Source organism: Streptomyces sp. NPDC093111, assembly GCF_040683955.1.
In the GTDB taxonomy this organism is placed as follows: Bacteria; Actinomycetota; Actinomycetes; order Streptomycetales; family Streptomycetaceae; genus Streptomyces.
Map to the genome: position 1 here is coordinate 342428 of NZ_JBFBNW010000003.1, position 12060 is coordinate 354487.

The following is a 12060-nucleotide window of genomic DNA, read 5'->3' on the forward strand; positions in this document are numbered from 1 at the left end:
TCACGACTGCTGGTGCAGTCCGAGATTCTCGTAGATCTCGAGCGTCGCCTTGGAGTTGTTCAGCGTGATGAAGTGCAGTCCGGGGACACCCTCGGAGAGCAGCCGCGCGCAGAACTCCGTCGCGAACTCGATGCCAATGGAGCGTACAGCGGCCGGATCGTCCTTGACCGCGAGGATGCGGTCTTTCACGTCCTCGGGGAAGGCCGCGTTGCTCAGCTGGGGCAGTCGCTCCAGGCTCCGGACGCTCACCACGGGCATGACCTCGGGGATGATCGGGGTCTCGCAGCCCGCCTTCTCGGCGCTGTCGCGCAGCCGCAGGTAGTTCTCCGGGTCGAAGAACATCTGGGTGATGGCGTAGTCCGCCCCGGCACGGCACTTGTCCACGAAGTGCCGGATGTCCGTGTCCCAGTCGGTGGAGCGCGGGTGCATCTCGGGGAAGGCCGCGACGCCGACGCAGAAGTCGCCGGACTCCTTGATCAGCCGCACCAGGTCGGCGGCGTAGTGGACGCCCTCGGGGTGGGCGATCCACTCCCCCAGCGGGTCGCCCGGCGGGTCGCCGCGGACGGCGAGCATGTTCCGGATGCCGGCGTCGGCGTACTGGCCGAGGACGTTGCGGAGCTCGGCGATGGAGTGGTCGACGGCCGTGAGGTGGGCGACCGGGGTGAGGGTGGTGTCGGAGGCGATCTTCTGCGTGGCCTTGACGGTGCCGCCGCGCGTGGAGCCGCCGGCCCCGTAGGTCACCGAGACGAAGCTGGGCGCGACCGCCTCGATCCGCCGCATGGCGTTCCAGAGGCTCTGCTCGCTCTTCTCGGTCCGGGGCGCGAAGAACTCGAACGAGTACGAGGGGCCACCGTCGGCGAGGATGTCCCGCACCGTGCGGGCGCGGTCCGTGCGGGTGGAAGCGGTACCAAGGGCCATACGGGCAGGTTAGACGGGGTCCAGGGGGAGACAGAAGGCGCGTCCGCGTTATGGACAGCTTCTGGACAGGTTTCCGGCCAGCCCGGCGTGTCCGGCGAGGCCGGAGCCGCGGCCGGGCGGGCCGGGCGGGTCGGTCACGCGAGGCGGTCGCGGACCCGCTTGGCGAGCGAGGCGGTGGCGGCGGCCGGGTCGTCGGCCTCGGTGATGGCGCGGACCACGACGATCCGGCGGGCGCCCGCGTCCAGGACCTCGTCGAGGTTGCCCTCGTCGATGCCGCCGATGGCGAACCAGGGGCGGTCCTGCGCCAGGGCCGCCGTGTGGCGCACCAGGTCGAGCCCGGGCGCGTACCGGCCCGGCTTGGTGGGGGTGGGCCAGCAGGGGCCGGTGCAGAAGTAGTCCACGCCCGGCTCGACGGCGGCGGCGGCCGCCTCGGACTCGGCGTGGCAGGAGCGCCCGATCAGCACCTCGTCGCCGAGGATCGCGCGGGCGGCGGGCACGGGGAGGTCGCCCTGGCCGAGGTGGAGCACGTCGGAGCCGATGGCGTGGGCGACGTCGGCCCGGTCGTTGACCGCGAGCAGCGTGCCGTGGCGGCGGCAGGCGTCGGCGAGGACGGCCAGGTGCTCCAGCTCCTCACCGGCCTCCATGCCCTTGTCGCGCAGCTGCACGATGTCCACGCCGGAGGAGAGCACGGCGTCGAGGAAGTCGGGCAGGTCGCCCTGGCGCTTCCGGGCGTCGGTGCACAGGTAGAGCCGGGCGTCGGCGAGCTGTGCGCGAGGCGTGGACATGGTGGTTCCCCCGTCGGGTGGCGCGGGTGCCGGACCGGCCCGGTGGGGCCGGTCCGGCAGCCGCGGTGGTGTGTTCGGTGGTGCGCGGTGGTACTGGGTCAGACGGCGAGCGCCTGGGCGCGGCGCTTCACCTCCGTGCCGCGATTCTCACTCAGGGCCTGCGCGGGGGTGCCGGGCAGGCTCGGGTCCGGGGTGAAGAGCCACTCCAGCATCTCTCGGTCGCTGAAGCCGTCGTCCCGCAGGAGCGTCAGGGTGCCGACGAGGCCCTTGACGACCTTGTCGCCGTCGATGAAGGCGGCGGGCACCTGGAGCACGTTGCGCTCGCCGCGGCGGACGGCGATCAGCTGGCCCTCGTTGACCAGCTGGCGCACACGCGTCACCTCGACATCGAGCATTTCCGCGATGTCGGGGAGGAAGAGCCAGGCGGGGACGAGTGCATCGGTCTTTGCGTCGATCTCGGTCACGGGACAAGCGTGCCATCCCGGACTGACAGCCGGTAGTCGGGCCTACCTGACTGCCGCCTTCAGGGGGACGGAGGGGTCGGCCGCCTTGGCCGGGTCGAGGGGGGTGCGGCGTTCGATCAGCCGGCGCCCCTGGGCGAGGTCGCGGGGGCGGCTGACGGTCAGCAGGGCGACGGGCACCTCGTCCTGGAGCCAGAGCACGGTCCAGGACCCGTCGGCCGGGTCGCCGCGCCACAGGAGGGTGTCGGCGGCGGCGTGGTGGCCGGCGTACTGGACGAAGCGGCCGAACTGCTCGGACCAGAAGTAGGGCACCGGGTCGTACGGCGCGGGCTCCCCGGCGACCCGGCCCAGGATGTCGGCGGCGACCGTGCGCGGCCCCTGGAGGGCGTTGTCCCAGTGGTGGACGAGGAGCCGCTCGCCGTAGCGGGCGGAGGGGAAGGAGGCGCAGTCGCCGACCGCGTACACGTCGGGCAGGGAGCTGCGCAGCCGGTCGTCGGCGGTGACGGCGCCGCTCGGGTCGAGGGCGATGCCGGAGCCTTCGAGCCAGCCGGTGGCGGGGCGGGCGCCGATGCCGACGACGACGGCGTCGGCGGGCAGCTCGGCCCGTTCGCCGGAGCGGTCGGCGCCCTCGGCGAGGACCACCCGCCCCTTCTCGACGCCCGCCACGCGCGCGTTGAGCCGCAGTTCGGCGCCGTTCTCGGCGTACCAGGCGGTCATGGGGGCGGTGACCTCGGCGGGCAGGGCGCCGGCGAGGGGGCGGTCGGCGGCCTCGACGACGGTGACGGCGCAGCCGGCCGCGCGGGCGGCGGTGGCGAACTCGGCGCCGATCCAGCCGGCGCCGACGACCACGACGTCGTGGCGGCCCTCCAGGACGCCGCCCAGCCGGATGGCGTCGTCGAGGGTGCGCAGCAGGTGGACGCCGGGCACCCCCTCGGTGCCGGGCAGGGTGAGCGGGTGGGCGCCGGTCGCGAGGACCAGCGTGTCGTACGCGACGGGGCCGGCCTCGGTGTCGATCTCGTGGTCGGCGGGGCGCAGCCGGGTGACGTCGACGCCGAGGCGCAGGGTGATGCCGAGGGACTCGAAGTCGATGTCGAAGGCGGAGCCCTCGGCCGTGCCGAGGAGGACCGCCTTGGAGAGCGGGGGCCGGTCGTAGGGCTGGTGGGGTTCGGCGCCGATGAGGGTCACGGGTCCGGTGAAGCCCTGTTCGCGCAGGGCGACGGCGGTCTGGACGCCCGCCATTCCGGCGCCGACGATCACGACGTTCCGTTCGGTGGGCCGCTGGGTCTGCTTCTGCTCGCTCACCCGCCCACCTTACGCATCTGACGGACCGTCAGGAAGGGAGGGGCCTGCGGCGGGCCGCGCCCTGCGGCTAGTGTGGCGGCCGTAAAGCACTCGCGGGAGCCCGGACGCACCGGGCTGAGAGGGAGGCTGTCCGGCCTCCGACCGTACGAACCTGATCCGGGTCATGCCGGCGAAGGGAGGGGCTGGACGCCCATGTCGCGTACACGCGGTACCTCCGACGTCCTCGTCATCGGGGGCGGCATCATCGGCCTGGTCACGGCCTGGCGGGCCGCCCAGTGCGGCCTGCGCACCGCCGTGGCCGACCCCGAACCGGGCGGCGGCGCCGCCCGGGTGGCGGCGGGCATGCTGGCCGCCGTCACCGAACTGCACTTCGGCGAGGAGACCCTGCTCGGGCTCAACCTCGACTCCGCCCGCCGCTACCCCGCGTTCGTCGCCGAACTCGCCGAGGCCACCGGCCACGACGTCGGCTACCGCGCCTGCGGCACCCTCGCCGTCGCCCTCGACGCCGACGACCGGGCCCATCTGCGCGAGCTGCACGCCCTGCAGACCCGCTGCGGGCTCGCCTCGGAGTGGCTGAACGGGCGCGAGTGCCGCCGCCTGGAGCCGATGCTGGCCCCGGGCGTCCGGGGCGGGCTGCGGGTGGACGGCGACCACCAGGTCGATCCGCGGCGGCTCGCCGACGCGCTGCTCGTGGCCTGCGAGCGGGCCGGGGTGGTGTTCCACCGGACGCTCGTCGAGCGGCTCACGGTCGTCGGGGACCGGGCCCGCGGCGCCGTCCTCGCCGGCGGCGAGGAGCTGGCGGCGGACCAGGTGGTGCTGGCGGCCGGCAGCCTGAGCGGCCGGCTGGCCGGCGTGCCGGAGCGGGTGCTGCCGCCGGTCCGGCCGGTGAAGGGGCAGGTGCTGCGGCTGCGGGTGCCGCCCGCGTACGCGCCGTTCCTGTCCCGCACCGTCCGCGCGGTCGTCCGCGGCAGCCACGTCTACCTGGTGCCGCGCGAGAACGGCGAGCTGGTGGTCGGCGCGACCAGCGAGGAACTCGGCTGGGACACCACCGTCACCGCGGGCGGCGTGTACGAGCTGCTGCGCGACGCGCACGAGCTGGTGCCCGGCATCACCGAGCTGCCGCTCACCGAGACCCGCGCCGGACTGCGGCCCGCCTCCCCCGACAACGCGCCGCTGCTCGGCCCGAGCGCGCTGCCCGGCCTGCACCTGGCCACCGGCCACTACCGCAACGGGGTGCTGCTGACCCCCGTCACCGGCGACGTCATGGCCGAGGCCCTGACCACCGGGGCGCTGCCCGACGAGGCCCGCCCCTTCACCGCCCGCCGCTTCTCCCCCGCACACCTGGAGCACGCGTGAACGTGTCCGTGAACGGAGAGCCCCGCGAGCTCGCGGATCCCCTCTCCCTCGACGCCCTCGTCGCGACCCTCACCGTCGCCCCCGCCGGGGTGGCCGCCGCCGTCAACGAGGCGGTCGTGCCGCGCAGCCAGTGGGCCGCGACCCTGCTCGGCGACGGCGACCGGGTCGAGGTCCTCACCGCCGTCCAGGGGGGCTGAGCCGTGTCCGACGACGTCTTCGCGCTCGGCGACACCGAGTTCTCCTCCCGCCTGATCATGGGCACCGGCGGGGCGCCCAGCCTCGACGTGCTCGAACGCTCCCTGGTCACCAGCGGCACGGAGCTGACCACGGTCGCCATGCGGCGCCTGGACCCGACGGTGCGCGGCTCGGTGCTGTCCGTCCTGGACCGGCTCGGCATCCGGGTGCTGCCGAACACCGCGGGCTGCTACACCGCGGGCGAGGCCGTGCTCACCGCCCGGCTGGCCCGGGAGGCGCTCGGCACGAACTGGATCAAGGTGGAGGTCATCGCCGACGAGCGGACCCTGCTGCCCGACCCGATCGAGCTGCTCGACGCCGCCGAGACCCTGGTCGACGACGGCTTCGTCGTGCTGCCGTACACCAACGACGACCCGGTCCTCGCCCAGAAGCTGGAGGACGTGGGCTGCGCGGCGATCATGCCGCTGGGCTCGCCGATCGGCTCCGGGCTCGGCATCCGCAACCCGCACAACTTCGAGCTGATCGTGGAGCGGGCCGGGGTGCCGGTGATCCTGGACGCGGGCGCCGGGACGGCCTCCGACGCGGCCCTGGCGATGGAGCTGGGCTGCTCGGCGGTGATGCTGGCCTCCGCGGTGACCCGGGCCCAGGAGCCGGTCCTGATGGCCGAGGCGATGCGCCACGCGGTGGAGGCGGGCCGCCTCGCCCACCGCGCGGGCCGCATCCCCCGCCGCCGCTTCGCCGAGGCCTCCTCGCCGCACGAGGGCCGCGCCCGGCTGGACCCGGAGCGGCCGGCGTTCGGGGCCTGACCGGCGCGGACCGGGGGTCGCCCGCGTCACAACCGCGCTGCAGAGCGGCCGACGCGGGCGGCGGGCCCGTACGCGGCTCGTAGACTCGACGCCGTGGACACGACCCTTCAGGACCCCCTCGTCGGGCGGCTGCTCGACGGCCGCTACCGCGTCGACGCGCGCATCGCCGTCGGCGGGATGGCCACGGTCTACCGGGCCGTCGACACCCGTCTCGACCGGGTGCTCGCTCTCAAGGTGATGCACCCGGACCTCGCCACCGACGCCGCGTTCGTGGAGCGGTTCATGCGCGAGGCCAAGTCCGTCGCGCGCCTGGCGCACCCCAACGTCGTCGGGGTCTTCGACCAGGGCGCGGACGGCGCCTACGTGTACCTGGCGATGGAGTACGTCGCCGGGTGCACCCTCCGTGACGTGCTGCGCGAGCGCGGGGCGCTCTCGCCCCGGGCCGCCCTCGACATCCTGGAGCCGGTGCTGGCCGCGCTCGGCGCCGCCCACCGGGCCGGGTTCGTGCACCGGGACATGAAGCCGGAGAACGTCCTCATCGGGGACGACGGCCGGGTGAAGGTCGCCGACTTCGGTCTCGTACGGGCGGTGGGCTCGGCCACCGACACCACCGGCGCGGTCCTGGGCACCGTCTCCTACCTCGCCCCGGAGCAGATCGAGCACGGCACCGCGGACACCCGCGTCGACGTGTACGCCTGCGGGGTCGTCCTGTACGAGATGCTGACGGGCGCCAAGCCGCACTCCGGGGACACCCCCGCCCAGGTGCTCTACCAGCACCTGAACACCGACGTACCGGCGCCGTCCGCCGCCTTCCCGGGGCTCGCGCCGGAGCTGGACGACCTGGTGGCGGGCGCCACGGCCCGCAACCCTGACCTGCGGCCGTACGACGCGGTCGCGCTGCTCGCGCTGCTCCGCGAGGCCCGCGCCGGGCTCGACGACGGGCAGCTGGACGCCGTGCCGCCGCGGGCGCACGCGCCGGAGCGCTCCGGCGCCGAGGACCGCACCAGCGTCATCCCGCGCCTGCTCCCCCAGCCGGTGGAGCACACCAGCCTGCTGCCGACCCCGCCGCCCGCGCCCCCGGCGTCCCGGCGCCGGACGGCGCCCCGCGGGCCGTTCCTGATCGTCGCCGCCGTCCTGCTGGCCCTGGGCGTCGGGGCGGGGGTCTGGTACATCAACTCGGGCCAGTTCACCCGGGTCCCCGCCGTCCTCGGCCAGAGCGAGGCGCAGGCCACCCGGCGCCTCGCCGACGCCGGGCTCGACGTGGGCGCGACCCGGCGCGCGTTCAGCGACGTGTACGAGCGGGGCACGGTGATGGCCACCGACCCCGGCTCCGGCGAGCGCATCCGCGGCAACGGCACGGTGGTCCTGACCGTCTCCCGGGGCCCCGAGATCGTGAAGGTCCCGAACCTGAAGGGCGTCCCGCTGGCCGACGCCAGGAAGCGGCTGACCGACGAGGGACTCGCGCCCGGGGTGGTCACGTACGCCTTCAGCCAGGCCGTCGCGCAGGGCGCCGTCATCAGCTCCGACCCGGAGCCCGGCACCGAGCGCGCCCCGGACTCGGCCATCGCCCTGGTGGTCAGCAAGGGCACGCCGATCGAGGTCCCGGACGTCACCGGCGAGTCGGTCGCCGACGCCACCGCCACGCTCCAGGACGCCGGCCTCACGGTGACGGTGGCCCCGGAGCGGATCAACTCGCCCGAGGACGCCGGGACCGTCGCCGCGCAGTCCCTCGCCGAGAGCAGCCGGGCCGCCAAGGGCGACACGATCACCCTCACCGTCTCCAAGGGGCCGCGGATGGTCGAGGTGCCGGACGTCGTCGACATGAAGACCGACGAGGCCCGTGCCGAGCTGGAGTCGGCCGGCTTCGAGGTGAAGATCGCGAAGACCTTCCCCTTCCTCGGCGACACGGTCACCGGCCAGTCCGCCGAGGGCGGCTCCACCGCCGCCGAGGGCTCCACCATCACGCTCACGATCAAGGGACTGTAGAGACTCATGCGCAACCCCGTCGGCGGACACGTCCCCGTGGCCGGCGGCCTCGCCACCACCGGTCTGGGCTACGCGCGCGAGCTCGGCGCCGAGACCGTGCAGGTCTTCGTCGCCAACCCGCGCGGCTGGGCCACCCCGGTCGGCAACCCGGCCCAGGACGAGCTGTTCCGGGCCGGCTGCGAGGCCGAGGGCCTGTCGGCGTGGGTGCACGCCCCGTACCTGATCAACTTCGGCTCGCACACCGAGGCCACGGTGGAGAAGTCCGTGGAGTCGATGCGGCACTCGCTGCGGCGCGGCCGGGAGATCGGCGCCAAGGGCGTGGTGGTGCACACCGGCTCGGCGACCGGCGGACGTCCGCGCGCGGAGGCGCTCGCGCAGGTCCGCGAGCGGATGCTGCCGCTGCTGGACGAGCTGACCCACGAGGACGACCCGTTCCTGCTCCTGGAGTCGACCGCCGGGCAGGGCTTCTCGCTCTGCTCGCGGGCGGAGGACTTCGGACCGTACTTCGACGCGCTCGACCACCACCCGAAGCTGGGCATCTGCCTCGACACCTGCCACATCTTCGCCGCCGGGCACGACCTGACCGGCCCGTACGGCGCGGCGCAGACCCTCGACGCGCTGGTCGACGTGGTCGGCGAGGGCCGGCTGAAACTGATCCACGCCAACGACTCCCAGGACGTCGTGGGCGCGCGCAAGGACCGGCACGCGAACATCGGCGCGGGGCACATCGGCCAGGAGGCCTTCGGGCATCTGCTGAGCCACCCGGCCACCGACGGCGTGCCGCTGATCATCGAGACGCCGGGCGGCCCCGAAGGGCACCGGGCGGACGTGGAACTGCTGAAGAAGCTGCGGTGAGGAACGACTAGGCCGTTTCTTCCGGATCAGGCTGGATCAGGGAGCGGTGTCCGGTGCGTGCGCTCGCAAGGCGGAGGAGGGAGTCCATGCGGAGCATCGACGACCGACGACAACGCGGCGAGCGCGCGTGCCGGGCGCCGCGAGCCCGGCAAGATCCGGAAGAGACGGCCTAGAGCTCGGGGCCGTCGCCCGGCTCCTCCTGGTACGAGTAGCGCTGTTCCGTCCACGGGTCGCCGATGTTGTGGTAGCCGCGCTCTTCCCAGAAGCCCCGCCGGTCGGCGGCCATGTACTCCACGCCGCGCACCCACTTCGGGCCCTTCCAGGCGTACAGGTGGGGCACCACGAGCCGGAGCGGGAAGCCGTGCTCGGCGGTGAGCAGCTCGCCGTCCTTGTGGGTGGCGAAGATCGTGCTCTCCGCGGCGAAGTCGGCCAGCCGCATGTTGGCGCTGTAGCCGTACTCCGCCCAGACCATCACGTGCGTGACGCCCGGCGCGGGCGGGGCGAGCTCCAGGATCGTGCGGGCGGGGATCCCGCCCCATTCGGATCCGAGCATGCTGAACTTCGTCACACAGTGCAGATCGGCCACGACGGAGCCGAAGGGCAGCGCCGAGAACTCCTCGTGGTTCCAGCAGTGCTTGTCGCCGTCGGCGGTCGCCCCGAAGACCCGGAACTCCCAGCGCTCCGGCTTGAAGCGCGGCACGGGGCCGTAGTGGGTGACCGGCCAGCCGCGCTGGAGACGCTGCCCCGGCGGAAGATCCGTCGCTCCTGCTTCCCGGCGTACTCCGCCCTCCGGCTGACCCATGTCATCCATGGTGACAGACGGCGAGGGGTGGTCATGACCAGTGACCGCCCGACATCGTGCGACATTCAGGCGTTCGGGACAACTCACAGTAAGCCTGCACTTACTGGACGCCACCCATGCGCGCTGCGAGGATGCGGCCATCCTGCCCAGTGGCGGCGGTTACATAGGTGGAAGGATCCTGAAGCGATGCAGGGCGACCCCGAGGTCCTCGAGTTCCTCAACGAGCAGCTGACCGGCGAACTCACCGCGATCAACCAGTACTGGCTGCACTACCGCATCCAGGACAACAAGGGCTGGACCAAGCTGGCCAAGTACACCCGCGAAGAGTCCATCGACGAGATGAAGCACGCGGACAAGCTGACCGAGCGCATCCTGATGCTCGACGGCCTGCCCAACTACCAGCGTCTCTTCCATGTCCGGGTGGGCCAGACGGTCAAGGAGATGTTCGAGGCGGACCGTCAGGTCGAGGTCGAGGCGATCGACCGGCTGCGGCGCGGGATCGAGGTCATGCGGGCCAAGGGGGACGTCACCTCGGCCAACCTCTTCGAGGAGATCCTGGCCGACGAGGAGCACCACATCGACTACCTGGACACCCAGCTGGAGCTGATCGAGCAGCTCGGCGAGGCGCTCTACTGCTCGACGCTCATCGAGCAGCCGAGCTGAGCGGGGGCTAGGCGGCCTCGGACAGGTCGGCCGCCAGGGCCGGCATGCCCTGGTCCACCAGCTCGCGCCGCGGGCAGTTGCCGCGCCCGAGGAGGGCCTGGATGCGCTTCACGCACGAACCGCAGTCCGTGCCGGCCTTGCAGGCCGAGGCGATCTGGCGGGGCGTGCAGGCGCCGGCCTCCGCGTGGTCCTTGACCTGCTTCTCCGTGACACCGAAGCATGAGCAGACGTACACGCGGTTCACCTCCCGCCGGGATCGATAAGGCTAACCTAACCTTACCCGGCGGTCCCGGGCCGTAAAAGACCCGGATACGACGATGGGGCGCGGATCACATGGATCCGCGCCCCATCGTCGTAGGAAGCTCCTTACTGATCGCGGTACATCTCCGCGACCAGGAAGGCGAGGTCGAGCGACTGGCTGCGGTTGAGGCGCGGGTCGCAGGCCGTCTCGTAGCGCTGGTGCAGGTCGTCGACGAAGATCTCGTCGCCGCCGCCCACGCACTCGGTGACGTCGTCGCCGGTCAGCTCCACGTGGATGCCGCCGGGGTGGGTGCCGAGCTCCTTGTGGACCTCGAAGAAGCCCTTGACCTCGTCGAGCACGTCGTCGAAGCGACGGGTCTTGTGACCCGAGGCCGCCTCGAAGGTGTTGCCGTGCATCGGGTCGGTCACCCAGGCCACGGTCGCGCCCGAGGCGGTGACCTTCTCGACCAGCTCGGGCAGCTTGTCGCGGACCTTGTCGGCGCCCATGCGGACGATGAAGGTCAGCCGGCCCGGCTCGCGGTCGGGGTCGAGGCGGTCGATGTAGGTGAGCGCCTCCTCCGGGGTCGTCGTCGGGCCCAGCTTGATGCCGATCGGGTTGGCGATCCGCGCGGCGAACTCGACGTGCGCGTGGTCCAGCTGGCGGGTGCGCTCACCGATCCAGACCATGTGGCCGGAGGTGTCGTACAGCTTGCCGGTCCGCGAGTCCGTACGGGTCAGCGCGCCCTCGTAGTCGAGCAGCAGCGCCTCGTGCGAGGCGTAGAACTCCACGGCCTTGAACTCGGCCGGGTCGGTGCCACAGGCCTTCATGAAGTTCAGCGCGTTGTCGATCTCGCGGGCGAGCGCCTCGTAGCGCTGGCCCGACGGGGACGACTTCACGAAGTCCTGGTTCCAGGCGTGCACCTGGCGCAGGTCGGCGTAGCCACCGGTGGTGAAGGCGCGGACCAGGTTCAGCGTCGACGAAGAGGCGTGGTACATCCGCTTCAGGCGCTCGGGGTCCGGGATCCGGGCGGCCTCGGTGAAGTCGAAGCCGTTGACGGAGTCGCCGCGGTAGGTCGGCAGGGTCACGCCGTCGCGGGTCTCGGTGCCCTTGGAGCGCGGCTTGGAGTACTGCCCGGCGATGCGGCCGACCTTGACCACGGGCACGGAGGCCGCGTAGGTCAGGACGGCGCTCATCTGGAGCAGCGTCTTCAGCTTGGCGCGGATGTGGTCGGCGGACACGGCGTCGAAGGCCTCGGCGCAGTCACCGCCCTGGAGGAGGAACGCCTCGCCACGGGCGACGGCTCCCATCCGGGCGCGCAGCTGGTCGCACTCGCCCGCGAAGACGAGCGGGGGATAGCTCTGGAGCTCCGCGACGACGTCGCGCAGAGCCTCGGCATCGGGGTACTCGGGCTGCTGCGCCGCGGGCAGGTCTCGCCAGGTCGCCTTGGCGACGGCGTGGGTATCAGCGTTCACGGTCACGCCACCACAGTACGGTGCCGGAGGCCGCGTCCACGCCAGTGACCGATGGATGAGACGGGTGTGATCCGGGTCATGCGCTACGATCGGCGCCATGTTCACGCAGACGAACCAGAACTGGTGGTGGACCGCTCATCCGGCGGCCCACTGACTGCGCGTACACAGAAACCACGCGAAGGCCGCCCGAGGGCGGCCTTTCTCGTGTCCCGAGGCCG

At 72.8% G+C, this 12060-nt stretch carries 14 protein-coding genes and 1 riboswitch; of the genes, 7 read left to right on the forward strand and 7 right to left on the reverse strand.

Features of this window, described 5'->3' with window-relative positions; translation table 11 throughout:
- From metF to AB0Q96_RS06375, 4 genes are all read right to left on the reverse strand, one after another.
- Entirely contained in the window at window positions 1-918 is a 918-nt protein-coding gene (gene metF / locus AB0Q96_RS06360; protein ID WP_365322224.1) for a methylenetetrahydrofolate reductase [NAD(P)H], read from the reverse strand.
- 134 nt (window positions 919-1052) lie between these two features.
- Window positions 1053-1703 (reverse strand): thiamine phosphate synthase, encoded by a 651-nt coding sequence (thiE, locus tag AB0Q96_RS06365; RefSeq protein WP_365322225.1) that lies wholly within the window; start codon window positions 1701-1703, stop codon window positions 1053-1055.
- A gap of 98 nt (window positions 1704-1801) precedes the next feature.
- Entirely contained in the window at window positions 1802-2167 is a 366-nt protein-coding gene (locus tag AB0Q96_RS06370) for an Rv2175c family DNA-binding protein (RefSeq protein WP_365322227.1), read from the reverse strand.
- A gap of 42 nt (window positions 2168-2209) precedes the next feature.
- Window positions 2210-3466: an FAD-dependent oxidoreductase gene (locus AB0Q96_RS06375; RefSeq protein ID WP_365322229.1), complete on the reverse strand. Its 1257-nt coding sequence runs from the start codon at window positions 3464-3466 to the stop codon at window positions 2210-2212.
- An 82-nt stretch (window positions 3467-3548) separates the two neighbouring features.
- A riboswitch (TPP riboswitch) is annotated at window positions 3549-3661 on the forward strand.
- Here AB0Q96_RS06375 and thiO point away from each other — a divergent pair.
- The 5 genes from thiO (at window position 3659) to AB0Q96_RS06400 (ending at window position 8664) form a co-directional block, all read left to right on the forward strand.
- Window positions 3659-4822 carry a glycine oxidase ThiO gene (gene thiO, locus AB0Q96_RS06380; protein ID WP_365322230.1) on the forward strand — a complete coding sequence of 388 codons (1164 nt, stop codon included), beginning with the start codon at window positions 3659-3661 and terminating at the stop codon, window positions 4820-4822. It overlaps the preceding riboswitch by 3 nt.
- Complete coding sequence (gene thiS / locus AB0Q96_RS06385) at window positions 4819-5019, forward strand: sulfur carrier protein ThiS (RefSeq protein ID WP_365322232.1); 201 nt, start codon at window positions 4819-4821, stop codon at window positions 5017-5019. Before thiO ends, thiS begins: the two co-directional genes overlap by 4 nt.
- Before the next feature lie 3 nt (window positions 5020-5022).
- Window positions 5023-5823: a thiazole synthase gene (locus AB0Q96_RS06390; RefSeq protein WP_365322234.1), complete on the forward strand. Its 801-nt coding sequence runs from the start codon at window positions 5023-5025 to the stop codon at window positions 5821-5823.
- Window positions 5824-5916: 93 nt separating this feature from the next.
- The gene (pknB, locus tag AB0Q96_RS06395) at window positions 5917-7809 is read left to right on the forward strand and encodes a Stk1 family PASTA domain-containing Ser/Thr kinase (RefSeq protein WP_365322235.1); all 1893 of its coding nucleotides are present in this window, start codon (window positions 5917-5919) and stop codon (window positions 7807-7809) included.
- 6 nt (window positions 7810-7815) lie between these two features.
- Complete coding sequence (locus AB0Q96_RS06400) at window positions 7816-8664, forward strand: deoxyribonuclease IV (protein ID WP_365322237.1); 849 nt, start codon at window positions 7816-7818, stop codon at window positions 8662-8664.
- Between the two features lie 169 nt (window positions 8665-8833).
- On the opposite strand, the gene AB0Q96_RS06405 is transcribed toward AB0Q96_RS06400, so the two are convergent.
- On the reverse strand, window positions 8834-9466 hold the full coding sequence (locus tag AB0Q96_RS06405; RefSeq protein ID WP_365322239.1) for a sulfite oxidase-like oxidoreductase: 633 nt from the start codon (window positions 9464-9466) through the stop codon (window positions 8834-8836).
- Between the two features lie 186 nt (window positions 9467-9652).
- Between AB0Q96_RS06405 and bfr the strand changes: the two genes are divergently transcribed.
- Entirely contained in the window at window positions 9653-10129 is a 477-nt protein-coding gene (bfr, locus tag AB0Q96_RS06410) for a bacterioferritin (protein ID WP_132915621.1), read from the forward strand.
- Between the two features lie 7 nt (window positions 10130-10136).
- On the opposite strand, the gene AB0Q96_RS06415 is transcribed toward bfr, so the two are convergent.
- Together AB0Q96_RS06415 and AB0Q96_RS06420 are read right to left on the reverse strand one after the other, a co-directional pair.
- Window positions 10137-10373, reverse strand: coding sequence for a (2Fe-2S)-binding protein (locus AB0Q96_RS06415; protein WP_365322241.1), 237 nt, complete (start codon window positions 10371-10373; stop codon window positions 10137-10139).
- Window positions 10374-10495: 122 nt separating this feature from the next.
- Entirely contained in the window at window positions 10496-11848 is a 1353-nt protein-coding gene (locus AB0Q96_RS06420) for a class II 3-deoxy-7-phosphoheptulonate synthase (protein ID WP_365322243.1), read from the reverse strand.
- 91 nt (window positions 11849-11939) lie between these two features.
- Between AB0Q96_RS06420 and AB0Q96_RS06425 the strand changes: the two genes are divergently transcribed.
- The gene (locus AB0Q96_RS06425) at window positions 11940-11996 is read left to right on the forward strand and encodes a trp operon leader peptide (RefSeq protein ID WP_365322496.1); all 57 of its coding nucleotides are present in this window, start codon (window positions 11940-11942) and stop codon (window positions 11994-11996) included.
- Window positions 11997-12060 lie beyond the last annotated feature (64 nt).